This is a genomic window from Flavobacterium branchiicola (assembly GCF_018383905.1).
Taxonomy (GTDB): Bacteria; Bacteroidota; Bacteroidia; order Flavobacteriales; family Flavobacteriaceae; genus Flavobacterium; species Flavobacterium branchiicola.
In genome coordinates this window covers 411,818-437,847 of the sequence record NZ_JAGYWA010000004.1, presented here as the reverse complement: position 1 = coordinate 437,847, position 26,030 = coordinate 411,818, and the positions used below count along the sequence as shown (strand labels likewise).

Annotated in this window: 22 protein-coding genes; 8 read left to right on the top strand and 14 right to left on the bottom strand. The window is 31.7% G+C overall.

Going from position 1 to position 26,030, the window contains the following annotated elements; all coding sequences use genetic code 11:
- Window positions 1-5 precede the first annotated feature (5 nt).
- The 5 genes from KHA98_RS11905 to KHA98_RS11885 all read left to right on the top strand — a co-directional run bounded on the left by KHA98_RS11905 (window position 6) and on the right by KHA98_RS11885 (window position 3,943).
- A complete protein-coding gene (locus KHA98_RS11905) occupies window positions 6-659 on the top strand; it encodes a hypothetical protein (protein ID WP_213258153.1) in 654 nt (217 codons plus the stop codon).
- A 546-nt stretch (window positions 660-1,205) separates the two neighbouring features.
- The gene (locus KHA98_RS11900; RefSeq protein WP_213258152.1) at window positions 1,206-1,400 is read left to right on the top strand and encodes a hypothetical protein; all 195 of its coding nucleotides are present in this window, start codon (window positions 1,206-1,208) and stop codon (window positions 1,398-1,400) included.
- 181 nt (window positions 1,401-1,581) lie between these two features.
- Window positions 1,582-1,893 (top strand): hypothetical protein, encoded by a 312-nt coding sequence (locus KHA98_RS11895; RefSeq protein ID WP_213258151.1) that lies wholly within the window; start codon window positions 1,582-1,584, stop codon window positions 1,891-1,893.
- A gap of 177 nt (window positions 1,894-2,070) precedes the next feature.
- Window positions 2,071-2,925 carry a cytochrome c oxidase subunit II gene (locus KHA98_RS11890; RefSeq protein WP_213258150.1) on the top strand — a complete coding sequence of 285 codons (855 nt, stop codon included), beginning with the start codon at window positions 2,071-2,073 and terminating at the stop codon, window positions 2,923-2,925.
- Window positions 2,926-3,028: 103 nt separating this feature from the next.
- A complete protein-coding gene (locus tag KHA98_RS11885; protein WP_213258149.1) occupies window positions 3,029-3,943 on the top strand; it encodes a phytanoyl-CoA dioxygenase family protein in 915 nt (304 codons plus the stop codon).
- A gap of 104 nt (window positions 3,944-4,047) precedes the next feature.
- On the opposite strand, the gene KHA98_RS11880 is transcribed toward KHA98_RS11885, so the two are convergent.
- The 6 genes from KHA98_RS11880 to KHA98_RS11855 all read right to left on the bottom strand — a co-directional run bounded on the left by KHA98_RS11880 (window position 4,048) and on the right by KHA98_RS11855 (window position 15,956).
- The gene (locus tag KHA98_RS11880; protein ID WP_213258148.1) at window positions 4,048-4,593 is read right to left on the bottom strand and encodes a 3'-5' exonuclease; all 546 of its coding nucleotides are present in this window, start codon (window positions 4,591-4,593) and stop codon (window positions 4,048-4,050) included.
- 71 nt (window positions 4,594-4,664) lie between these two features.
- On the bottom strand, window positions 4,665-5,168 hold the full coding sequence (locus KHA98_RS11875) for a hypothetical protein (RefSeq protein WP_213258147.1): 504 nt from the start codon (window positions 5,166-5,168) through the stop codon (window positions 4,665-4,667).
- A gap of 1,428 nt (window positions 5,169-6,596) precedes the next feature.
- Window positions 6,597-11,663, bottom strand: coding sequence for a DUF4132 domain-containing protein (locus KHA98_RS11870; protein WP_213258146.1), 5,067 nt, complete (start codon window positions 11,661-11,663; stop codon window positions 6,597-6,599).
- Between the two features lie 304 nt (window positions 11,664-11,967).
- A complete protein-coding gene (locus tag KHA98_RS11865; protein ID WP_213258145.1) occupies window positions 11,968-12,402 on the bottom strand; it encodes a hypothetical protein in 435 nt (144 codons plus the stop codon).
- A gap of 300 nt (window positions 12,403-12,702) precedes the next feature.
- The gene (locus tag KHA98_RS11860) at window positions 12,703-14,418 is read right to left on the bottom strand and encodes a DUF4403 family protein (RefSeq protein WP_213258144.1); all 1,716 of its coding nucleotides are present in this window, start codon (window positions 14,416-14,418) and stop codon (window positions 12,703-12,705) included.
- Window positions 14,419-14,528: 110 nt separating this feature from the next.
- On the bottom strand, window positions 14,529-15,956 hold the full coding sequence (locus KHA98_RS11855) for a hypothetical protein (protein ID WP_213258143.1): 1,428 nt from the start codon (window positions 15,954-15,956) through the stop codon (window positions 14,529-14,531).
- A 208-nt stretch (window positions 15,957-16,164) separates the two neighbouring features.
- Between KHA98_RS11855 and KHA98_RS11850 the strand changes: the two genes are divergently transcribed.
- The 3 genes from KHA98_RS11850 (at window position 16,165) to KHA98_RS11840 (ending at window position 18,891) form a co-directional block, all read left to right on the top strand.
- The gene (locus KHA98_RS11850) at window positions 16,165-16,794 is read left to right on the top strand and encodes a response regulator transcription factor (protein WP_213258142.1); all 630 of its coding nucleotides are present in this window, start codon (window positions 16,165-16,167) and stop codon (window positions 16,792-16,794) included.
- Window positions 16,795-16,799: 5 nt separating this feature from the next.
- The gene (locus KHA98_RS11845; RefSeq protein ID WP_213258141.1) at window positions 16,800-17,459 is read left to right on the top strand and encodes a hypothetical protein; all 660 of its coding nucleotides are present in this window, start codon (window positions 16,800-16,802) and stop codon (window positions 17,457-17,459) included.
- A gap of 646 nt (window positions 17,460-18,105) precedes the next feature.
- On the top strand, window positions 18,106-18,891 hold the full coding sequence (locus tag KHA98_RS11840; RefSeq protein WP_213258140.1) for a sensor histidine kinase: 786 nt from the start codon (window positions 18,106-18,108) through the stop codon (window positions 18,889-18,891).
- A gap of 66 nt (window positions 18,892-18,957) precedes the next feature.
- Here KHA98_RS11840 and KHA98_RS11835 read toward each other — a convergent pair whose 3' ends face one another.
- The 8 genes from KHA98_RS11835 to KHA98_RS11800 all read right to left on the bottom strand — a co-directional run bounded on the left by KHA98_RS11835 (window position 18,958) and on the right by KHA98_RS11800 (window position 25,841).
- Window positions 18,958-19,581, bottom strand: a complete 624-nt coding sequence (locus KHA98_RS11835) for a putative polyvalent protein kinase domain-containing protein (RefSeq protein WP_213258139.1) — start codon at window positions 19,579-19,581, stop codon at window positions 18,958-18,960.
- 105 nt (window positions 19,582-19,686) lie between these two features.
- Window positions 19,687-19,959 (bottom strand): hypothetical protein, encoded by a 273-nt coding sequence (locus tag KHA98_RS11830; protein WP_213258138.1) that lies wholly within the window; start codon window positions 19,957-19,959, stop codon window positions 19,687-19,689.
- 258 nt (window positions 19,960-20,217) lie between these two features.
- Window positions 20,218-21,279, bottom strand: coding sequence for a nucleotidyltransferase domain-containing protein (locus tag KHA98_RS11825; RefSeq protein WP_213258137.1), 1,062 nt, complete (start codon window positions 21,277-21,279; stop codon window positions 20,218-20,220).
- A 27-nt stretch (window positions 21,280-21,306) separates the two neighbouring features.
- The gene (locus KHA98_RS11820) at window positions 21,307-22,737 is read right to left on the bottom strand and encodes a hypothetical protein (protein ID WP_213258136.1); all 1,431 of its coding nucleotides are present in this window, start codon (window positions 22,735-22,737) and stop codon (window positions 21,307-21,309) included.
- Between the two features lie 11 nt (window positions 22,738-22,748).
- Window positions 22,749-23,507: a nucleotidyltransferase domain-containing protein gene (locus tag KHA98_RS11815; protein ID WP_213258135.1), complete on the bottom strand. Its 759-nt coding sequence runs from the start codon at window positions 23,505-23,507 to the stop codon at window positions 22,749-22,751.
- A gap of 101 nt (window positions 23,508-23,608) precedes the next feature.
- Window positions 23,609-24,292, bottom strand: coding sequence for a hypothetical protein (locus tag KHA98_RS11810; protein ID WP_213258134.1), 684 nt, complete (start codon window positions 24,290-24,292; stop codon window positions 23,609-23,611).
- 2 nt (window positions 24,293-24,294) lie between these two features.
- Window positions 24,295-25,011, bottom strand: a complete 717-nt coding sequence (locus KHA98_RS11805; RefSeq protein ID WP_213258133.1) for a DUF434 domain-containing protein — start codon at window positions 25,009-25,011, stop codon at window positions 24,295-24,297.
- A gap of 29 nt (window positions 25,012-25,040) precedes the next feature.
- A complete protein-coding gene (locus tag KHA98_RS11800; RefSeq protein ID WP_213258132.1) occupies window positions 25,041-25,841 on the bottom strand; it encodes a TatD family hydrolase in 801 nt (266 codons plus the stop codon).
- Window positions 25,842-26,030: the final 189 nt, after the last annotated feature.

The window sequence follows — 26,030 nt, the reverse complement described above, 5'->3', positions numbered from 1 at the left end:
AAACTATGAAATTTCCATTTTACATATTTACAATTATTTTGGTTTTTATTTCTTGTAATAAAATTGGCAGTAAGAATATTGAAGATATTCCAAAGGATACTATTAAGACACCTAAAAACATTGCTGTAAAGAAGAATTGTTTAGAGCAAATTCAGGGTTATAAAGATAGATATGGTATAACATTTTCTAACTATTACCAAGACGAACCTTTAAGTCTTGATTTTGATGATAGTAAAACTATAGATACAATTGCTGTTTTAAAACCTTATTATGAAAGTAGTAAAGACGAGTGTTTTCCTGATAATTCAGAATTTGATTTCCCCATACTTTTGATAAGCAAAACTATAAATAAAAAGAGTAAAATTTTTAAAATTTACAAAAACATTTTAAAATGTAATACCCCCGTTTATTACGAAGAAATAAAAATTAATAAAAGCGGCTTTATTATATTTAAAGATCTTACAGGAAATAGTGGCTATTATACAAAGACTTATGTTTCATTTAAGCAGAATGATTTTTATGTAGATAGTTTAAGTGTTGAATCTTGGGGTTGGAAACAATATACAAAAACATTTAAATATACTGACAAAAGTTTTTCTTTTTCAAAGTATAAAAGAACAGATATTGACTCTATAAGGAACTTATTAGATAAAGATTAATCCGCAACTCAATATGGCTTAACTATTTTCTGGAAAGAAGTTAATTATATTGAAAAAACTAAGGAATAATCAAATGAAAAAAATAATAATTATTTTTCACTTTATACTAATAAGTTGCAGCTTACATAATAACAATAATGTCATAATTACAATTAATAATAAAGGTAAGTTCTACTATAAAAAAGAACAGCTTATTGCTGTTACTACATCTAAAAATGATTCTATTTCTTTTAAATATAAAGATACCTTATTACTAAAATCACAAAAATACAAAATGGGAAAGTTAATAAGTGAAGCAAATTTCTCATATGATTCAAATAATAAAATACCGGATGACTATATTTTCACAGATGATTACTACAGCTATTTCGAAAAATTTCATACAAGGATTCCATACCAAAACAAATATAATTTACTTGATCAAGACTTCGTTTATATTGACGCAATAAATGTAATTCTAAACATTTAGAAATCAACTTAAATATAGATGTAAATTTATTAAATGCCAGATTTTCCCCGTTTATATTTGGTACTACTATAAAAAGAATGGAATTACAGATTGCTGGTAATTTTTTAAAAGAGATGGAGGTTGATCTTATTGATTATCCAAGCAGCCAAATGATAAAGTATAAAAAATACTACAGATACGATGATGATGGAAGGTTGATTTTTACGAAGACTTTAAATTTGAGTTCAGGAAAAATAGAAGACCAACAAAAAATCGAATATAAAAGGTGGTGATCTTTTATTTGATTCTGCAGCAATTGCTATTCCTAAACTGTTCTGTAGCTCACTATCAATTTAGCATCGCCAAATCCTAAGATAAAACCAAATGGTAAAAAAGATTTTATTTCTAATCCTAATCCAAATAAACATTTGTTGGGCACAAAATAAGAAATGTTATTGTGAAAATAATCAATTAATGAATGAAGCAACAGTCGATTGTGACACGATTCAATTAAAAAACAATTATAATCTTTATTGGCAATTCAATTGTGATAAAATATGGCTGACTTTAGAAAAACCAAATAAATCTAAAATTACTATAGATGTTTTAAAGGCTAATTTCTATGCCTACACATACCGATTGGGTTACCAGTTAATTGAGGATTATCCAAATACAATTCTTTTTAAAAGTGGTTGTTTAGGCACTGGACCTTGCAAATTTACCTTAATAAATAAAAAGAATGGAAAAAAGATTAAAGAGTACTATGAACAATATCCTAAAAAATAGTTTGTAATTATATTTTAAAGATTCTTAGAAATTTATGCAAGATTTTTCTACATTAATCAAAATAACAAGGGGCACTTCTAAGACAATATTTAAAACTTAAAAATCATAAAATTTATTTTGCACATATGTTTAGATGAAATAATTTTTTAATTATTTTTAATCTACTAAAAACAAAATATGAAAGAATATATCGACAGTATAAATTGGTCAGAAGTTTGGGAATTTTCAAAACAATTTATCCTGCCAAACATAGGTTGGTTTATATTCTGGATTGTTTTATTTATTGTTTTGGGAATCATCTTGGGTATTGTTTTCAATGTGTTTTTATACCGAAAAAATTTCTTTGAGCGCGATAAAAAATATTACAACTGGATTGCCAAACTCTGGATTCCGTATTTCATGATTGTTATATTGTATTTTATGACCATGATTGGCTTATTCTACGGAACACATTCAATTTTGCGCAACGAAAATAAAAACATTGCTGCTCAAATTTATTCTAACACCTTCGGAACCACATTTTCATCTGAAAAAGAAAAGAAAGATTTTTTACATGCCGTACAGATGCTGTCCAATTCTTCAGACGATGCCAGCAAATCGATGACCAAAGCATTTGCGGTTTATATCAAACAAAACAATAGCGGATTAAGCGCTCTGGATAACTTCAAAAATTCTTCGACTTCGTACTTGCTTCAAAAATACGAATCGGATGTTTACAGTGCCTGTATATACGGTTTCATGAAAGCGGTTGACGATAAAGCCGATATGAAAAATGTAAAAAACATTGATTATGCCGAATTCAAATCGACTTTGGCTAAACTAGATCAAATCGAACCTCAAAAAATTGAACTTTCCTTACAATCCGAAATGGGAAGAAAATTACAGTCTGTACAGGATTTTGTTTTTCACGAAATACTGAAACATGAACTGCTTTTTTTCCTGTTGTTTCTTTTAATTCCATTTGTTGAGTTTCTCATTTACATTAAATTTGTAAAAACGCCAAATGCGGTTCAGAATTCAGCTTCAGCATAATTTCTGTTACATCCTTTACGCATAAAAACGGGTATTTCTACTGTCATTACGCAACTATAAATCCTGTACTTTTGGTTATACCTCAACTTAAAACGGAATAATTATGCCCTGGATCGCTCTCGAACAATTATGGAAACGCGCTGTAGCTCCCGAATATACAACCAAAGCCTCTAAAAACTGGAACAACGAAATAAAAACCCTATATCAATTGGGTATTAGTATGGAAGATGTTTTGCACTTTTTATATTTTGAAAAACCTGATTTTGAAACATTTAAAATATGGATCAATAACCGAAAACGAGATACGGCTCCTGAAACCAAAGAGGTAATCGAAAATGTACTATCAGAGCAAGATCTTGATTTTTGGAAAGAGAACGGTTATATCGTAGTTAAAAATGCCATTTCTAAAGAAGATTGCGAAGCCACACAAAAAGCTATTTGGGAGTATTTAAAAATGAATCCGAATGAAAAAGAAACTTGGTACAATCGTCATGAAGATCAGAAAGGACTTATGCTTAATTTTTCTGATCACGAAACTTTAAACCGTAACCGTTTTTCGCCAAGAGTAAAAAAGGCTTACGAACAGCTTTATAAAACCACCAAAATCTATAAAACGATTGATAAAGTAAGTTTTAATCCGCCTGAAACAGATGATTTCAATTTTATGGGAAGTCAGTTACATTGGGATATGAGTTTAAAAAAGCCACTCATTGTCACATTTCAGGGAATGCTTTATTTAACAGACTGCGGTCCAAATGATGGTGCTTTTCATTGTGTTTCAGGATTTCATAACCAAATTAATCAATGGCTGGACGAACTTGAACCTCATGAAAACCCAAGAGAGAAAGCCCTAAAAACTTTACAGCCAAAACCAATTACAGGAAATGCCGGCGATTTTATAATCTGGCATAATACGCTCCCCCACTGTGCAACGCCCAATAGAGGCGAAAATCCAAGAATGGTGCAATATCTTACCTATCTTCCGGATGATCATAATGCAGCCGGAGAATGGCTTTAATTTTAGATACTTCCAGAAAACACGAAAAACTGTAAATGCAATGATTTACAGTTTTCTACAGTTATCAGCTATCCTTTTGATAACTGCAATTAACAAATTAAATTCTAATTTTTCAGACACCAATTCAAAATCTTAGCGATATTCTTTGCATCGTCAATACCTCTGTGATGTGTTCCTTCCAGCGGAATATTCAACATTTGCAATGCACCGTTCATTCCAGTTGGTTTAACCAAACCAAATTTTTCGGCAAAATGTTCTTTTACATTGATATGCTCCTCTCCCATTGGATACGGAATACCAAAGGATTTACATTGTTTTTTAATCATATTCAAATCGTACTGACCGTAACTCGCCCAGGTATACAAATCAGGATTATATTCGTCAATCAAATGATTGATAGCCTCTTCAAAACGTACTCCGTTTTGATCCAGTAAATCCTGTGTAATTGTGGTTAATTCAGTACAAAATAAACTAACACTCGAGCGCTGCGGCTTAACCAATATCCCTTTGTTTTTCGAAATTTCTCCGGTTTCTGTGTCTAACACAGCCAAACCAATTTCAATAATTTCATTTTGCTGTCCGCTCGGGACCGCACCTTGCCAGCATGTGGCTTCTAAATCGATAATAATAATTTTATCTGTAGTTTTCATTTTTTTTAATTTTTTAAATTGAAACCACCAGATTTATACTGATGGTTTCTGTTGAATAGTATGTGTTTCTTCTAGAAAAACATACTTTTTAAATCTCGGAAGAAACTTCTCTTCTTAGATTTTTTTTCAGGCTTTTCTTTTTTTATGGTGTCCTTCTTTTCAAAAACCGCTTTAACTTTCTCCGTCTTTTTAAGTTTCTTAGGCTCTTCAATTTTAGGACTTTCGTAAAACTTTTTGAAAGGACGTGGTTCAAAATCAACCAAAATAGCTGCCATGTTTATAGCATCGATGTTTGACGGATCTGTTTCTCCTTTAAAGAACGTTTCGATAGGTCTGAACTTGTCTTTCTTTTCCTTAAACTTGTTCTTTTTACTGTGATCGAAATCCAACTCCAATAGATTCTTGAAAACATTCAAGTCGTTCTGTGTTGGGGTGTTTTCGAAAATAAGCCAGCACAAATCACGTAGCTTTCCACGAGAAGGCTTGTACAAGTAATCGAAATATTTTCCGTTTTTCTCTATGTCGTATTTAGCTTGAATCGCCTTTTTATATTGTTGTAATGTATTGTTTTGCATGATGTTCTTTTTTTATTTGTAATTCTTGGAAATCTCAGGGAACCGAAGGAATTCCGGGAAATCCAATATCACAAAAGTTAAAAAGCATCATTGCCTTTATCAGAGAGCGTTCTCTCTATATGATATATTTATCCCTAAAATTTACCTTCCTATTCCATTGGTCAGCGAGCTTTAAATCCATTATTTTAATTATGGCAAAACCCTCACTAAACTCAACTATATCTCTTTGGGCCGAATACCCGGACGCAAATACTATTTCTTGATTCATCCTTAAATTTTTTATTATTTAACTTAAACTATCAACTTTTAATGCTAATAGTTTTTATTTTCACTTAATGAAAGTTTTCTTTTAACTGACCTGTTTTCTTCTACAAATTCAAGCCTTTACTACGCAATTATTTTGCGTACTTTTTGTTTTTTAACCTTTGTGCCTTTGCCACTCAGTACCTTTGCACCTAGACAAAAAAAAAGCACCCGATTAAAGGTGCTTCATAACAAATACGATATAATTATCTTATTGCCTATATTGATGCACCGACATGTTTGTCCCCTCACGATCCGAACTCGCTAATAACCTTTTGGCGTAAGGTATGTTAGTATTAAAATTCATTTTACTTATTGTATTATATTTTGAAATCATTGTTGTTGTTGTTGTTGTTGTAGTTGTTATTTTAAAACTCATTGCTGAGATTTTGTCTGGCAAAGATAATGACGAAAAAATCATATTTCCAAATTATTTTTAACATTATTTTATTGACAATCAATTAGTTAAACCTAAAACAAAGACAAAGAAATACCTCTCCGCAAACTGGTGCAGATTTATCTTTTTATCAAATGACTGTTACTCATTAGATTACTTTTCAAGACTATATTTCGCTATTTTGATTACTCATTAAACATTGGGTCAATTATTTTTTTAGTTTTTTTTTAGTTATGGTTTGATTTTTTATCATTTTTCTTGTCACACTGACCGATCCCGAGGCTTCGGGAGAAGTGCTTTAAACAAAAAAAGCGCCCTACTTTGAGGACGCTTTTATATTTTTATGTTGAGCTTAAACTCTAAAATTTAGATTTCAATTTCATAAAAATACATATTGCACCCTGATACTTCAGCTGGAAGTGATCCGGCTAAGCTGTCAAAATATTGTGCTATTGAAATTTTCATATGTATTTTTCTCTTTATTAATTACAGATACAAATGTACTATTTTATTTCATAATTTAATAAAAATAGATAAAAATGTTAAAATTATAAATTTCCTGAATTAACGTTTTATTGGTTTGGGTAAAATAATTGGATCGCAAATGGAACGCGGATTCCACGGATTCGCTTTCGCGAAAACGCGGATTTAAACGGATTTTATTTTTTTGACTTACTATTTAAAACATTGCCCACGGTTTCAACCGTGGGAAACGTAATATTTGTTTTTTACGCATAGGTCTTATCAATCTGACTTAAAATCGTTGGATCCTGAATTTCATCATCTTTAGCAAATAATAAAACTTTAGACATTACCTCAGCCGATTTCGGATCTTCATCTGCAAACGGAAGGAACAAACGTCCTCTGTGTTGCGAATGAACTGGCAGAACCGATAAGTATTTACCCGGAAGCTGATGCACAACCGCACTTCCTAAATGTACGCTGTAATCGGCCATTTTACCATTTATAATCGCATGGTTAGCTTTGATTTCGACATTTTTAATTTTAAACAATCGCAATGTTTCTCTCAATAAAACACCTCTCATTTCGATAGAAGAATGACTTGCTTCAGGATCTACGCCACCAACATGCGCAACGCTTACTACCAAATCGATATCGCGCATTACTTCTGAGAAAATCCTCGGATTAATATCTTCAAAAGCAATGTTTTTATAATCTTTTAAAGAATGGAATTCGATTGTTTCTAGAGTCGGACTCTCAACATCTGCTGGCGAAAACCAATCGGCCATCGCATACATTTTAACCTGATAGCCTTCTTTATGAAAAACTTTCTGCAATCCTTCTTCATAATCTACTTTCCAGCCTCTTGTTTTCAGCAAAGCCAAAGTTTGATTCGGTTGTACCTGATGTCCTGCATAACGTCGTGAAATAGATTTCTCTTTCAATTCGTCTGGCGTTGGAACATACAATTCTCTGAAAACCTGTTTAAACGGCTGTTGTAATTTGTTATCAAAACAATATTTCTGATAATCAACCCAAACATTGTTTTTATGCAAATCAAAACAGTGCGCGATTCTGAAAGTCTGTTTTTCGTTTAACGAAATCATTTCGCCTAAACCAGTCACTAAACTTCCATCGACATAAAAACCAATCTGATTGTCATTCGAAATAAAAACTAATTTCTCTAGATGTTTTGAAATAATGGGATGTTCGAAAAGGTTTTGCATTTCTGCGAATAAAAACTCATCGCCACGAATCATACTTTCTTCTAAACCTTTTCTAGAACGTGTCCATTGTTCGCGCATGGTTTTTCTGTAATTCGTTAATTCCAGAATACTTTTGTCTTTTTTGTATTTCGGCGGAATCGATTTTAATTCTTTTCCTGATTTATAAGTAACCAAATCGGCTTTCCCTTCCTTATTAATGACCAAACTAATCGTAACATCGTCTAAAACCACTTCCGTTTCTTTTGATAAAATATTTTGAACTTGCTTCGTTTCCATTGCCCAAGTCAAACGAACCGGATCTGGATATCCAGCATTTCTTGCCAGGTTTTCAAGAGCTACACGAATCGCCAAAGCTTCGCTCGCCTGTTTCATCGAACCAAACTCTTTACTTTCTTTTTTAAACTGCTGTAAATATTCGTAACGCGCCAAAATATCTTTTTCCGGACTCGCTTTGCTTAACGGAACTAATCCATAAACTCGCAGATAATCCTGATCGCGTTTGTCTTTTACTTTTGCGGTAACTTCTCTAATTTTTAAATCGCCTGTAATCGTGTCGGCGTACAATCTCGCACGTCTGTGACCGTTTCCGTCTGTTACGTATTTGGCAGATTCGTATAAAAGTTCCCATTTTGCTTTTCCTAATTTTTTGTAAGCCGATGTAAACCAATCTTTATCGACAGCACCATCTTTAAAATCTTGCAAATCTAAAGTTGAAAATCTAGCCGCTTCACTTTCTAATTCTGAATTTGTCGCACTGTAAGACGCAGTTTTTGTATGCGCATGAAACCACCAGATTCCTTCGTCCAATCCGTTCCAGTCTAAATAACTGCTGATAAACTTTTGCCATTGTGGCGCATAAATTGCAGTTTGAATCAATCTTTCTTCAGAAATTTTAGCTTTTTTAATTAAAGCATTAAAACTTTCCTGCGTATCGGTTTCCAACGGATAACATCTTTTTAATAAGAAACTGAATAATTTCTGTTTTGTTAAATCGGTATAACTCCACGAATAAATATATCCTTTGTACAAACTTGCTTTTCCAAGTGCTGTAATCAATTCTACCAAACGGTTTGCGCCAAAAATCTTCTGAAAACTCTGCACCAAATGCGTAACCGAAGTATTAGAATCGCCCCTTTTTACTTCAAGATCCAAAAACGTTTCTCTGATTTTATCAATCATCGGAACCAGAAACGGAAACTTTTTAATTAATTCTTCGCTTCCAAAATGTCTGTAATGTTTAGTTTCGCTCGTAAGAACAGAAATTCTTTCGCTTTCTAAAATACCTTCGTACAATTCGCCTTCGGTAATTAATTTTTGCTCAAATGCCACGCAATACAAGTGAATTGGCGGTTTGGCAAAAGACCTGTTTTTTTCTAAACCGTTGAGTTGCCTCCATCTGTGAAGATTCCATACTCTCGTATTTTGTTCTTCGGTTAAATCAAGCAAACCAATTTTATTCAGATAAATATCAAAAAAGCCCTGACTTTGCCAGCCGTTTCCGTTGCTGTTATTGTAATAATATTCATCTTTAGAAGGTTTGTATTCAAACTCAATTACCGATTCTGGAAGATCGGCATACAATGTACTGCAAGCGTCAATTAAGAAATCGGCTTTTTCATTAAACGAATATTTTAATTGCAAAGCGTTCAAAATATTCAAAATCGCATTATCCCAATCGTAACCTCTTTTGTTTTGGTGCGGTAATAATTCTTTATAATAAAAAACATGTTTCTCCAGAAAATCTCTCCAGATTTTTCTATCACAATTACTTACCAAAGTCATCAAAAACAAATCTCTTTCGCTTAAACCAGAATTTTCAAACCAATTTGCCCAAACTTCGTACAACGGATAATTTGTTGCCACTAATTCGGAGTCTTTTTCGTCTTTCAGGTTTTTTAATGATCTAAAAGTATTTCCCAATAAAACAGTCGATCTGCTGTTGTCGTAGTTTTCAATTTCGTATTCGTAATCTCTGTTTTCTTCAAATAGTTTATAAAGCTTCTCGATCTCGGTTTTAATATGCGCCATCGATTTTGAGAAACCGTATTGTTCTATTTTAACCGCTTTTGCATACAGCGAATCTGCTTTTGGTTTTGGCAATTCGTAAGCTGAAATTTCATTTGGCGTAAAAAAGCCGTAACCGTTTTCTGCACTTAAAATATCTTTCTTTTTTGAAGGTTCTAATTGCTCAATAAATTTGGTTTCTTTCTCGGTAATTTTTGGCCTTTCCAAATAGACTTTTACCCAGTCATTTACTTTGTCGGTCAGTTTATTATTTTTCTGAAGCTGCAACATCAAATCTAAAATAGACATACGTTGTTCTAAATCTCCTTTTTCTAAAGTCTGATCGACAAAATTGACTACTTTTTGATCTTCTTGTTTTATCAGAATTGCTGTTAGGTTTTTCTTTAAAGTAGCATTTTTACGTTTAAATAATTCCTGAAAAATAGCCAACTCGTCTTCCGTTAAACTCAGATTATTTAAAACATTAACCGCCGAAGCCACAAGAGATTCTCCCCTGTCTTTAAGAATACGCAACGCAAAACTTCTCTGAAAATCGGTTGGTTCTTTTATATCATTCTTATTTTGATGACTGTGGAAAGAATAACTGTAAAAATTGCCCAATAAATTTCTCGTCAGTTTTTCTCTTAAATTAATCGCAAAACCTTCAAAATGGCTTAAAACCAATTCTAATCTTTCGTTGTTATCGCCCACCAAATTAATGGCTGCAGCATAAAGCGTATCTCTTTCGAACTTTGCATTCAGCCACGAAAACACTTTTCCTTCAAAGGTTTTTTCTTTTTCGGTAATAGATTGTGCAAGATTGTATACTTTATCAAAAAAGTTCGGATAATCTGTATTTTCGATATAGAATTTAGATTTTGTATTCGCCTCCAGTAAATCATTCATTCTTGGAGCAGCAAATGCCAAAACCTGTAAATTATCATCTTCTATGGCTTTAAAATAAAGCGGCATTTCCAGATACGGATCGCTTGTTTCTCCGGCAAATTTCAGCGCCAGAGATTTCTTTTCGACCGAACCTTTTTCTACCAATTCATGCAAATACGGAATTGTTTTCTCGACATCCAAAACGCCCTGAACCCAAAGCGCCATATAGACTTCGTTGTTATTTTTGCTTTTTACGCCATTGGCAATCGTTTCTGGTTTGGCAAAATAGCCCGAAGCTAATTCGATAATAGTACGAACAGTAGTTTCTTTTTCAGAATCCCAGCCCAAACCTGTCCAGGTATCGATCGCTCTCACTACAGATGAAAAACGGGTTAGTTTATTATCTACAATTACTTTTATCATGTATTGCAAAGCGCCAATACTCGTTTCGTCCAGCGCTTCGAGAATCGTTTGGCGCAAACCTTCCTGACGCTGAGCCGCAAGAAGCAATTTTTCTACCAACTCCCAGTTTTCTTGTTTTTCGCTGTTTAAAAGTGCTTTGATGATATTTCTGGACACTTTTCCTCTTGGATCTTTATTGAAAATAATATCTTCAAACAATTGAAAAAGACCTTCTTTCCCCGAATCTAACGCGGCAGACCAAACCATAAATTTATTAATGGTATTTGAAACTTCGGTATCGTAACGAATTTCGTCTTCAATACTCAAATCATAATAAAAAGTCGTGCTGTCCTGATAATTGTATTTGTACGTCGCGTTGAGTAAAGAACGCAGAAAATTGATCTGATTTATCAATAAATAACTCTTGTGGTTTGGCCCTCTAAAAGCTCTTCGGGTATAACCCGTCTGATACATTTTGTGCGGCAATCTGCTCCAGGCTTCTTTTACGTAAGCCGCATTTTCTTCGCCAAAAAAGAAAAGCAGTAAATCGTAGTAATTTTTATCTTCCCAGATATTTTCTTTTACCAAAGCGGCAAACTTCTCGGCTTCTTTAGAACCAAGCGAAATATAATTGCTGTAATAACTGTCCTGAAGTTTCAGCAGTTCCAGACCGAACTCTGCCACTTCTTTTTTAAGTTTTGTTTTATAAAGTAATTTAGAAAGCAAATTGCTGTTTACAATTTCTTCCAGTTCTTTTTTTAATCTCTTTATAGGATTTTCAATTACTTTACTTTTTAAAAGATCTTCTATCGTCATGGGGATTATTTTAGATTGTTGATTTTAGATTTTAGATTGCTTCACTTTGTGTCTTCCTGAGCGTAGTTGAGGATTTCACTCAAAGATTTGGATTTTGGAATTTGGAATTTATTTTTTAAAAATTTAATCCTCATTTTGTCCTCCTGAGCGTAGTCGAAGGATTTCACACAAAGTTTTGGAATTTGGAATTTATTTTTTGGAATTTATTTTTTAAAATTTTAATACTTTGTATCTTCCTGAGCGTAGTCGAAGGATTTCACTCAAAGATTTGGAATTTGGAATTTTAAAAAATTGAGATTTCCAACTACCAGTAGCTTCCCGCCAAAAAGGTCAGCCTTAAAAAAGTGAGGTTTTTATTTTGAGATAAATCGATTTGTTCGGTTAGCTTTTCCAGCTGATCGTCGCCGTAGAAAATGGCGTACAAACCGTCTTCGAAAGCCTGAATGGCATTTTCCTGCGCTTTGGCTAAATCTACCTGATTGTGATTGTACAGTGCGCCGAAACCCACTTTTCCGGTATCGGTAAGAATGGGTAAATAATGTTCTTTTGGAAGATGGATTTTGTCTTCGTCTTCGAACTCAAATGAAGATGCGCGGAACAATTGTACCTGATGATCTACAATCGATTCTATGAGTTTTTGTGTAGTAATAACAGGATTTTCTATTGCTAAGGCGATACTTTTTTCCTGAAGGAGCGGATGTTTTTTTCCTAATTGTTTAATGGAGATGCTTATATTCATCTTTAGTGGCTTTTACTTTGAAGCTGTAAAGTAAGAATTTTAAAGCAGGTTTGATTTAAAATAACATCTTTTAAATGTTAAAATTATATTTTTTTGAAATTGACGTTTTGTTGGTTTGAGTTAAAATAGTTGAGGCGTTAATTGGACGCGGATTTTACGGATTCGCTTTCGCGAAAACGCGGATTTAAACGGATTTTTTTTTATTAATCTTTTAAATATAGAAAATCTTATGAATTAAAATTTGGTTTTGTTATAAAAAAAATACCCTGCAAACTAGCTATTTGCAGGGTTTAGATTTTATTATTTACTTTTTAAAGAGATATTAAACTTCGAATTAAAATCAGCAATTATGGCTATTTCATCTTTATCTAAAACAATATCGTAAATTCCTAAATCAACATTACTCATAGAAAATCCAAAATTATCATGCTGAAATGAACCTGCTTTTTCAATTATTTTTTTCTTCACGTCTGTAATATTTTTAGTTAAATCACGCGTTGTCTGTTTTTTAACTTCATTAATAATTAAAGGTTTAAAAAGTGTTGCTATAGCAGGATAAAATTTATTATCTACAGTCATGCTAAAATCCAAATCCTGAAGCTCAAATTTCTTATTTTCTGTCATGACAGGTATTCCTATCAAATAAACCCATCCCGTTACTGGCAAAATATTTCCTGGAAGCTTGGCTTTTAATTTTACACCTGCAACAATTTCATCGCCATTTGGATATAAGCTCATTTCGAGCAATTTTACCTCAGCTTTTTTCTTCAAAACAATTTCTGGTTTTAAAACAACAGAGTTATCTTTTAAATACTTATTGGCGGTATGTTCAATATCATCGTACTTAATTAGCAACGGAAGAAAAGCTTTTACTTCACTTGGTGTTTCTGACTGTACTTCTAATAAAGGAAGCGAACCAGTTGTATTGACAATATTATCATTAAAACTAATATTCCCTTTTATTCCTGCGTATAAGGCCAAAGAATCTTTAGAAACTTTTAAACCAGAAAGTGCCGCTTTTGAAGGATTGATATTCAATTGGTATTGTTTTCCATTGGCAAGAGCTGGCAAACCAACACCATAATATTTCCATTTGTCTGCAACAATGTCTTTGATCATTTCGCATTTAACCTGCTCATCTATTACCTTACTTACATTACCTTCAATTTCTTTTAATTTTTTATCCGTAATTCCAGTCAGGGAAATATAGATATTATCCAAGATCTCAATTTGCGGATTTGATATCCAGGAATGCGTTACAGTTAATGCAATTTTAGGACACCACTCTGGCGTGACTGAAAAACTTGTATTAACAAAAAACTCAATTTCGCCGTCAAAATTCTTTCTATCAAATTGAAGAGCCGCAGGAATATTCCCTTGTAACCCCACAACTCCATCAAATGAAATAGGAACAGATATTCTTAAGGTATTGTCATCAACATAAGATAGTTTTATATCGCCCTTCAGTTTAAAATCAACATCATATTTATAACCAACTGCTACTGCCGGGCCTTTTGTTTCTATCCACTCGTTCGGATGATATAAAGGATTATTGGTCTCTATCCATTCATTTGGATTATACAATGGGTCTTTGGTTTTAATCCATTCATTTGGATGATAGAAAGGACATTTAAATTTGATTCCAAATTTCTTTTGCCATTTATGCGGATGATATAAAGGATCTTTAGTTTTAAACCATTCGTTAGGATGATATAAGGGATTATTCGTTTTTATTGTCTTACTTGGGTTATAGAGCGGATCTTTGGTTTTTATCCAAGATTTGTACTGAAACGTACCATCTTCAGAAACGCTGTATCCTTCTTTTAAAACATCATTTAATTTATTTTCCAGAGTAGTTAAGTCAACCTTTAATGCTAGAGCAAAATTACTTTCATAAGAAGGCAATTCGACATCTTCGTGTAAACGTTCCGGTTTTTTTGTTATCTCTTGATAACTTTTGCAGCTTGCAAATATAATTGTTGCTGCAAGTACTGATAGGTATTGGGTGCAGTTCATAGCAATTGATTTTAATGATTAAAAATTTGATTTGTAAAACTTTAAAATTTTATGTGCAACAACCTAATTAGGATTGTTTGTTTTAAGAAATTGAGAATGGTTTGTAGTTATTAATTTTCTTCAATTCCTTTATCGAGACTGATTTTCTTTACTTTAGATAAATTGTATGTTACTCCAAAAAAGTGTCCAAAATCAAATTGGCTTTGTGTGGGTACAGTTCCTGTAGTTCCTAAATTATAAGAACCGCCATTTGTGTAAGAATCTGCAATTCTATCTACTTTCCCCATAGAAACGCCTGTGGAAAAAATTATACGTTCTTGTTTTCCTAATATGGCACCAACTCCAAAAAGCACCTGTAGCTTTTCACTTTTGGTTAATACCGCCCCAAAATTAAGTGTTGGAACTACCCACGAATTCATTCGGATATAGGTATTTATTGTAGTACCAAACGCAATATCATAATCACCACTATTTTTTAGAGTGATTATTTTGTTATCTGGAATTGCTGGATCATCTCTTTTATCATATTCTTCATCATACAGCGAAGTAAAAAATATTCCAGCACTAACATCAATTTTTAAACCGCCTCTGATCCAAATATTATAAGGATTTGGAGCAAAATTGATATCCTCTTCCTTGGTTGTTTTATCAAAACGATGTAGTTTAAATTCTACAACATCAATGTTTTTTCCTTGTACATCAATTGGTAAAGTATGAACATCTAAATCTATAGTATAGAATTTCTGTATAATACCATCGACACTTTTTTCTGCTTTTTCTTTTGTTAGGAGCAATTTCTCGTTAGTCTTTTTATATTGAGAATTAGTTTTATATTGTTCTAAGTCATTTATTAAACTATAGCTTCGTTTCAAATTTTCTTTTGCGTCAGTAAGAAACTTTTCTCTTTTGGCATAATCACTTTCAAGAAGAGTGTTTTTTTGGGTTAAAATTTTATACAAGCTTTCTACTTCGATATTTAAATTATCAATAGCTTTAATTAATTCTTCATTATTAGTTAGAATTTCTTTCAGAGGCTTTTTAGTCAATCCTTTCGATGAGCCACCTCCATTTTTCGCTTCTTCTTTTACTTCCTCAGCATTTATATTTTTATCATTAAAAAAAGAGAGATTTTTGGTGTCAATTTTATAAGTATATTTTAGAGGGTTACCATTAATCAATTTTATAGCAAGCAAATCCCTAGATTGTATAGAAAGCCATTTACTTTTTCTCTTGCATTCGTAAATTGTATCCGCACTTTTTGCAGGCTTTGAAGTTGAAGTTGCAGTTGCAGTTGTCTTTGGGGGTGAATTTTGATCGTTTCCAGAGTCACTTTCATTTGTTTCAGCAGTGTTTTGCGTTTTAATTATAACTTTACATTTACACTTGGTATTTGCAAAAGTTCTGCATGATGAATCTTCGCAGGCTTGAATATCGACATGCGGTTTATTCAAATCGATAATTATATTTTTGGTAGTTACTTGGCCATAACTAATACATCCAAAAATTAAAAAGCATAGGTTAAATAATGTTGTTTTCATGATTTCTAATGTTTTTGGTTAAACATTTCAAATGTATTCTGAGAACACTATATCAATCAATTACCCTTTCGGGTGATATTTTTTTCATGAAATCCTATATCTTTTTTTTGTAAGTTTATCCATATTAAGCTTAATTGCGAATATCACCCAAAAGGGTAATTGTAAGAAGTAGGGATATTGTACAACTTTGTGATGAAAATGTTAGCACATGAAAATAAAAGTTGCCATAGTAGAAGACGATAAAAATTATAGTCAGGCTCTGAAAAACATAATCGATTTTCAGAAAGACATGGAATGTACTGCCCAATTTTTTAATGGCAAAACCGCTTTGCAAAAACTGCAAGCCTTAGAACCAGACGTGGTTTTAATGGACATAAACCTGCAGGATTTATCTGGAATTGATATTGTTTTTGAGTTAAGAGAACTCATGCCAGGAACTCATTTTATAATGTGCACCAGTTTTGAAAACGACGAAAAAATCTTTTCGGCTTTGCGTGCCGGTGCAAGCGGTTATCTCGTAAAAGGCGATCCTCTTGATAAAATTATTCAGGCCATTCTCGAAGCACATAACGGCGGCGCACCAATGAGTTTTACAATTGCAAAACGCGTTTTACAACATTTTCAGGAATCAAAAGTACAAGTACAAACATTGTCATTATTGACTATAACCGAAAAAGAAGTTCTTGAACTCCTCGCGCAAGGACTGCTTTACAAGGAAATTGCAGATAAAAAAAACGTTACAATCGACACCATAAAAAAACACATTGGCAATATTTACAGAAAACTACAAGTAAACAATAAAATTGAAGCTATTAACAAATTTAACCCCAAAAACTAGAAATCATGGAATTAGAAAAATTACAACAAAAAAGTATTGATACAATTGACTTTGTCAAAAAAATTGATCCAGAGATCGAAAAAATTTTTATGGACAACTATAAAAATATTGGGATTGAAGAACTAACCAAAAGTTTTTTATTAGATTTAAAAACATTTGAAGAAATACTTAAAAATAATAAAAGTAAGATGTTTTGCAAATTTTATTTCATTCAAAAAGGTAGAGCTCTAAATCTGGGTCTATCGTTTTCTGATAATGAAGAGTGTGATATAAAAGCAAACAATCTTATTGACGATGATGTTTTATATATCTTAGAAAATGATAGTATAACAAAGAAAGATTTCAGAGAAATGAAAATTGATTTTGTGAATGGAATAGGAGCAAAATTACCAACTCATCCTAAAAATAAAAAAGACACTTTAATTTCATATTCCTTAAACGAAATTAATTTTTACTTAGAAGAAATGAGACTAAACATCCCTGATATTTATAGTTTAAAATTCAATATGTTTAAGTATTCACCTACTAATAAAGACCCTAAACTTTCAGATCGTTTTACAGAGAGAAAGAATAGAATTGCTTTTTGCGTTCATGCCATATTTAATAAAAAAAATGGCCTATATGGTGAAAGCGAAGGTTACGATCTAGGAAACCTTAAACCTTAATGAATTACATCTATGAAGTAATATTACTTTTAACATTTTACAAATCAATAGTTTTGGTTAGAAAATTTAGTCTTTCTAGCCAAAACTATTTGTTCGTATATCTTTTTGCTACTTTTCTGGTAGAACTAATATCAGAGATAATTCTTTTTAGAAATCCAGACTCCCAATACAGTTTCCATTATTTTGTTTACAGTACATTCTGCATTTTATTTTTTTTGTTTTATTATTCCAGACTATTCGACAAAAATCTAAGAAACAAAATCGTCCAATTATCATTACTTCCTTTGATTTATATTTTAATCTCAACAATATTCTTAGGAAAAAAATTAGAATCAGAGATATTCACCGTTTTACCACTATTTTATATTTTATATACGATGTTGTGGTTTTATCATAAAATTAATTCACCATCTGAAACTAAAATCACAGATGATCCAAATTTCTGGATTTCAACAGGTTTACTCCTCTGGAGCTGTTATTTTATATTTAGAGTTATTCCAAGATATTTCTTAAAAAATAAAGACAACCCTTTTTTAGACTTACTTATAGATTTTTTATTTGCTATCAACTGTATCATGTATCTTCTATTTTTTAAAGCGCTACTTAAATACGAAACAATCTCAAAAAACATAAAAAAAACAGACAAATGGACCCAGCTATAAAACTAACCTTTATTATCGCCATGATGATAATGCTGCTCTTTGTGTGTTTTATTATTATGATGGTTTTTATCTACAACAAAAAACAACTCATTCAGCAGCAGAAAAACCAAATAAAAGAAAGCGAATTTCAGAACCAATTGCTCCAAAAAGAATTAGAACGCCAAAAAGCAATTCAGCTCGAGAGAGAACGTATTTCGCAAGATATGCACGATGATTTGGGTGCCGGAATTTCGGCTATAAAATTGCAGGCTGAGTTTTTAAAATATAAAATGCCCCAGGAAAATTATTCTGAAGATCTGGAAGCTATCATCAATACATCTGAAGAGATGAATTTAGCCATGCGCGAAATTCTCTGGAGCTTAAATTCTCAGAATGATACAGTCGGAAATTTTATAGAATATACCACTTTGTACATCAAACGCTTTCTGAGTAAAACCAATATCGATTCGCAATTTAATTTGACCGTTCCCGAAAAAGAAACTAATTTATCTGTAAAAGCCAGACGAAATCTTTTTTTGGCAATAAAGGAAGCCGTTCATAATGTGTATAAACATAGCGAGGCAAATAACATGAATATTGCATTTGAGCAAACCGAAATTAATTTTCAGATCACAGTTAAAGATGACGGAAATGGATTATCAGACACACTTCAAAAGGGAAATGGCTTAACCAATATGTCCCTAAGAATGGAAGCCATAAAAGGTACTTTTAAAATCGTTCCTGCGCAAAAAGGAACTTGTTTACTATTTGTATATCCTTTACAGAATTAGAATTTCAATTTTTGTGATAAAAAAATACCCTGCAAACTTGATATTTACAGGGTTTTAGTTTTTTTTCTATTTATAAAAATTCTCAGTGAGATAGAAAACGGTATCTATAAAAAATAAATTGTCTTGAAAAGTCAAAACATTTTCGTCATGAAGATCTTCAAGGATAATACCTAATTGGGGATTAAAATAATCGTTGTTTCTAGTATTAATAAAGCCATTTGAGATTAAAAATTGTTTTACATCTTTTAGCTCCGTATCACTATCAGATTCCACAAATTTTTGCTCAACTACAGCAAAAAGTACATCTTCTTGTTCAAAAAATCCAATTAATTGATATGCTGTATCAGGGAAAAAATAATTATTTAATAATAAATTATTGAAATAATCTTCCCAAGTTTCGTAGTAAATACTGTCATTTAGCTTTATTACTTTATGTTTATTTTGAAGGTAAACTTTTTGCTCTGCTCCTGAAGAAATAAAAGCATTTATATTGATTGAAGTAATCCAAAAACCATTCCTGTCACAGAATTGTTTTATTAACGTTGTTTCTTCACTTTTGATTTGCTTACTTGACTCAGTCTCTCTGCCTGCGCTCTTGCTTTTTCTAAGGTAACGGGAGATTGTTTGGATAGAATTTCCATGCCTAACTTGGCTCTTTCCTGAAATGATATTTTGTAGTTCATTTTTCATGAAATTTAAAGTTCAAAGATACGAATTATTCTATTACTGAATTATAACATTAAAATACCCTGCAAACTAGATATTTGCAGGGTTTGGTTGTTTAATGGTTTTGTTTTAGCCTTTTATACTGCTACAAGCCTTATAAATTTGCTTGTCTGAAAACGGAGCTAAAGCTTCTGCCAGATTTCTGCTTGTTCTTAAGCAGCTTAGCATTTTTTGCCTTAAATGCTGATCGTCGCCAAATTCTGTATGCAGGAGTAGCTCGAAGATTTCCTGCAAATACAATGGCTGTTCTTTGTAATCTCCCTCAAACATTTCGTCTGAAAGGAAATTAAGTACGGATGGCACTACATCACGATGTGTTGGTTTTTGATTTTCTTTTTGCATAATAGAAAATTTTAGATGCACGAATACCTCGCTTTAGGTGTGCAAAACATTCAAAGGAATGATTTAGGACAGTTTCCTGTTCCTTCACCGTGACGAGGTATTCGTTTATGTTAACTTAAAAAAGTTTTAAGGATTTCTCCTTTGATTGTTTTGCATCGCAAAGATATTCTTTTATTTCAAAAAGAAAGAAAAAACTTACTTTTTAATTTTTTTTGTGTTTTAATGGTAAATCAAAAAGAAAAACAAAGATAGAGATTATTAATTGTGATATAATTGTTCTCGAATTTCTATTAAAGTTTGAATGGCTTTTTGTTCATCCGGTTTTTCAGGAAGTATTGTTATTTGATGAAGATTCTCTATTGAAGCAATTAAATTATCTGCCATTTCAAGTAAATCATCATATTCTTTATTTCCTGCTTTTATGTTTAATAATTCCTCTCGATTTGAAACTCTAATATTTAATTTTCCTGTTGAAAGAATTTGTTCTGCGGTTTGCAAAAGTCTGATTGTATGCATCATATTTTTGCTGTCGTAATTTTTTCCGTGTTTTTGGTTAGTGTTATATCGATCTTCGTTTCGTTTCTCAATCCAACTCCAATATTCTGTATATTCTTTACAATATTTAGAATAACCATCTTGGTTACAAGATAAATAACCTATTAGTTTTTCGTTTTTAGGAATAGACGAAAGAGAAACTTCGTTAGAATTTTCTTTTTGAATGATTCCCTTATAACCTAAAGCTTTTTCGTGATCATAAAACATCGCAAACATTCCTCTTGAATTGGATAAATCTACCAAACCAATTTGTTCTTGTTTTAAATTATTTTCGGCTAAAAATTCTAAAACTGAAACTGTTTTATAATCTTCTAAAACATAACAAAAATCTAAAAGACTTTTCTTTTCCTTCGGTAACGGATTTACAATTTTCTTGTTTAAGCCTCTTGCCTTTTTGATTTGCGTTACTGCATAACCTGCAAAAGAATCTTTGCAGAGTTTCGATAAAAAATCTTCAATTTTTAACTTCTCCATTAACGGATGTTTGTATAAAATACAATCTTCCGGCGAAGCTAAAATCTCTAAAATATTAGGATTATTTTTAAGCAGCAATTCTACAAAACGACCAATTTCGTAATACACCTCATCATTGGTTTCATTACTAACTTGCGGAATATAATCTAACCCAAAGAATTTTTCTTTTGGCAGATAATAAACTCCTTTAATATCGGTATCGGATGTTGGTGTATTTAACCCAAAAGATTTACTTCCCGAAATAACTTCGAAAAGGATTAGGTTTTTGGATTTTAAATCTTGGATAGTCATCTATTCTTTAAAACATTTTTTATTTATCTAAACTTTTCTATAGCAAGCTTCTTTTACTTTATATTTCGTATCCTTCTCATAAATTTTAGGATAATTCAAAATATAATTATCGAAACCAATCATTTTAAATATCAAAACATTTAACAAAGTATACAGCCGAACACTCGCATAAAATAAATCATAATCTTTTAATTCTATTGAACGATTTTCTCCTGCATTTTTGAAATCAGGCACTCTTCCATGCAAAAAATCATTTCTAGATTTAATCACTTTTATATCTTCATCCAATAAATTAATATTTAAAATAGAAAATGGCTTTTTTAGACTTTCTAAATTAGTTATTTGATTAAGATTCTCTAATCTTACCTTTAAAGTATTTACATCCTCATAAGATTCTTTTTTTGAATGTTTATTTAAAACTTCAATAAGTTCATTTCTAAGTTCCTTAAAATCTCTTTTAGAACTTATAGGAGCGATTTTTACCTTTTCATTTCCAATTATAACATCAGACAAAGTTTCTAAAGCAATTGAATATCCACCTGGTCGAAAAATGAGACTTGCTTTAGTAGATTCAATGATTAATAAAATCGTTGCTAAAAAGTTATCATCAGTGAGCAGTTTATTACACAAAAAAGAAAAGCTTTTTATCTTAAGTTTCTTTAATATTCCTGATTTATAATACTTTTCAGCCTGTTTAGGTCTTTCATATAACCTAGTGTATGCATTGATATTAATCGGATTCATTATTGTTTTAATATCCTCTCTTAAAGTTGAAAAATAAAAATTGTTAAATTTTTCTCTCTTTTGATTTGAATATGAAAAAAAGTATCCCTTATTCCCTGGAAAATAACCAATCACATACCCTAAAGCAACCCTGATTGAAAAAGTTTTATTACTAAATTCATCATAAGTTTGTTTTTTTTTAGATTCGATTATGATGTAACGATTTTTAAATTCATCCTTATCTTCTAAAATAAATATTTCATCATCTTCTAAATTAATTTTTGTAGCTACAACTGAAGTATTGCCACTATCATTTAAAAATAAAACATTCTCAATTTGAAAATGTAAATCCAATGACTCCGAAGTTGGAATAACTAATTTAAAATATTGTCTTTTTGATTTTGAAAATCCTTCACTACATATTTGGTTTACGGACCCTCCCGTATTTTCACTTGAACATCTGTCAATAAAAAGACTTTTAAATATTATTTTTTTTTCTGCATAATCAAATTTTACATTTTGAATTTGTTTCCCTATTCCAAAATTTCTTTGGCCTATATTAAATCTATCATATTCAATTCTAAAATTCTTTTTATTACTAAATAATTTTACATCATCAATTCCATCTAAAAATGCTTTTGATTTTCTTAATACTCCTTTTTTACTTTTCTCAAAATCATTAATAAAAATCAATGGTTCTCTATTATAAAACAAAGGAAATTTATTCAAATCCATATTAAAATTTTTTATTCAATTATCTTTTTAATTTCTTCAATAAAAAACAAATCCAATTCCTCGCTCATTTTCTTTCCACTTCCTAAAGCACCTGTATTCTCTTGATTAAATTTTACCGTTTCTAATAAAAATTCAGTAATCAAGTTTTCTTTTGGATGTAAATATTTTTCGTCTTGAGTCGCTTTTATTTCTTGCAATTCCAGTATTTTTTCTTGTATGTTTTTCGGCGCAATTGGCAATAAATCAGAAAAAGCTACAGGCGGAAAAGTATTGTTTTCTATAATCCATTTTCCAGCTAATGCAGTACGCAAAGCATAGAAATAACTTTTTAGTTTTACTTCTTCCATTTCGCAGACTTCCATAAAATTCTTTGTTGTCCCCAAATAGTGGTGTAAAACTGCTATAGGCGAAAAACATTCTTTAGCTATCTCACGCATTTGTTTTACAAAATCTTCATTTTCATAATATACAATTGGCGAATACAACCATTCTATCAAAGATGCACTTGATTTTGCTAATAACCTTACGGATTTTCGTAAATCCCAACCAGAACCGTCAAGATCTTCTTCTGTCATAAATTCTATCACATCTGGTTTTTCCCAAAGAGATAAATAATAATCAAGTTTGTGTTTGTATATAAAACGAATATCATAGTCACTGTCTGGAGAAGCAAATCCCCATGCACGACTTCCAGATTCGGCAGCAAAAAGTATTTCTACATCTTTTTGTTTCTCTATTTCTTTTAATTTTTCAAGTATTTTTTCTTTCATAATTGCACCAAATATATTTAATCAAGAAGCCTTCAAACCAAATACAAACCTATGATTTAAAAGCTAGCTTTTTTTGCCATTAAAGTATTATTATTTAAAAATTACTCTTCCAGAAAATCTTCTAAAAATCCGATGAACTTTTTTCCATCTGCAGACCATCTTAATCCTTGTCCATTTTGCACTCTTATTTCGTACACCAAACCATGTTTATAATGATAGAAAATATTCCACCATGTTTTGTGACATATAATGTAATGAATCAGTTCTTCAACTTTCTCTTTTTTCTGGATTGTATTTCCTTTTATTTCTCCAAAAATACTGTCCTTTTTTCTACCAACATGTTTTTCCCAAGCTCTTGCTACAATTGAAATTTCTTTATTGAAAGGTTCAAAACAGCTTTCTAAAAGAATTTCTTTTGCTGGCGGAATTCCGTTTTCATTGCGCTGGCTTGCCGAAGTTAAACGCTGTCCTAAAATAAGCAATATTTTTTCAAATGGAGTTTCTTCAAATGTCTGAATCAAACTTTCGCGCAAATGGCTGGAGCCATTTTCAAAATCTTCTAAAACAGCTTTAAAATAAAAAACAGCATCTTGCAACGAAACTACAATTTCATCTTTAAAATAAGGCAGTCTCGAAATTTCTGATTTCTCATTGTGAAATGAAATAAGGTTTTCTGAAAAAAGCTCTAGATTTTCATCTGTCAAAAACAAAGCATATTTTTCTTTCCATTCTCTATCAAGATCTGGAATTACCGATTTAATTTCGTTAAAAAGATTGTGCTTCATTTTTATTCAAGGCAAATTACGGTTTCTTTCACACTCATTTGCGAGAGTATATATTTCATTAAATTGAAATTAGCAGAAGCGTTATCCAGAATCCAAGCGTCTGAAGTTACTGCTATGTAATTACTTTCAGCCATTACTTTATCGGGATTGTTTACTAATTGTACTTCCCAATTGAAATTATGGTTTAAAGTAATTTCTTCTATCATTTGCTTTAATTTTCCGCTGTTTGAAACGGGTTTATCAAATAACCAAAGTGCCTTTTTTATTTTTTCATTTCTAAAAAAATCTCCAATCAACTTAATTGCTTCAGAAGTTTGTTTTACTTTTTTATAAGTTCCATAAACACTTGATAAATCACGGATAAAACCGTCTTGTCCTTTAAAAACATAGGCATTTGATAAAATACTTTCAAGTAAAATCAGAACATTAAATCCGTCAAAACAAATCTCTTTTCCTTCCAGATCCTGACTTTCAATTTCTTTTGCTTTTCGGTCCTCAATCTGTTCTTGAGAAGCACTAATTCCGCGAACCGCTTGTTGCTGACGCGCATTTAAGCGATAACGGTTTCCAACTAAAGCCAAGGTCGATTTTTCGCCATAACCTCGGCTTAAAAAATAATGCATATCGGTTACAGCTTCTTTTAGTTTGAACTGCATTTTCTCAGTTCCAAACAAAACATCATCGCTAGCTTCTTTTCCTCGGTTTTTGAGATTTGTCATTGATAAAACTTTTCTATTTCAATTGTGATCTAAATATTAAAAAAACTTTTGGAATTTTTAGTCGTTTCCTCCGCAACTTTATCCAAAGCAATTCCTTTAAACTGAGCGATTGTTCCCGCTACATAAGGAAGAAAAGACGGTTCGCATCGTCGTTCGTGGTATTTCTTCAAAAGGCTGTTCGGGACATTTTTAGGAAGCATAAACGGCGCATCGGTTTCAATCATCATTCGGTCGAGCGGTACGTACTGTAGCACTTCTTTTAAATGACTGAAACGTTTGGCATCTGAAATCGCACCCGTAAAACCCAGATAAAATCCGTTATCGAGATAGGTTTTGGCTTCTTGCAGCGTTCCTGTAAAACAATGCACAACGCCTTTTGGCAGTTTCGGCAAATAATCTTTTGTAATATTCATAAAAGAACTAAAAGCGCTTCTTTCGTGCAAAAACAAAGGTTTCTGAACTTCAATCGCCAATTCAAGCTGGGCTCTGTAACATTCTTCCTGTTTGTTTCGGGGCGAAAAATCACGATCAAAATCGAGTCCGCATTCACCAACAGAAACCACGTGTTTCTGCTGTAATAAATTCTTTAGTTTCAAGATGCTCTGCGCATCAAAACTCTTCGCATCATGCGGGTGAATTCCTGCCGTAGCATATAACACGCCTGGGTATTGTCGCGCAATCTTTGCCGATTCTTCGCTATTTCGTACGCTTGTGCCTGTGAGTATCATTTGCGATACGTCGGCATCTTGAGCGTCTTGCACAACATCGTCTATGTCGTTTTGGAATTGTTTGTTGGTCAAATTAATTCCGATATCTATGTATATTTTCATTTTTTTGTTTTTGCCACGAAGGCATTAAGACACAAAGTTTTTTTCTTTGTACTTGTTATTATTTTATTAATCTCGCAAAGTCGCTAAGACGCAAAGTTTTTTTTGCCACAAATTATAGGATTAAAATGATTTTAATCTGATCGAAACAAACTTTAAATTATATTAAAATCCAACTGTTTTCCCTTGCTA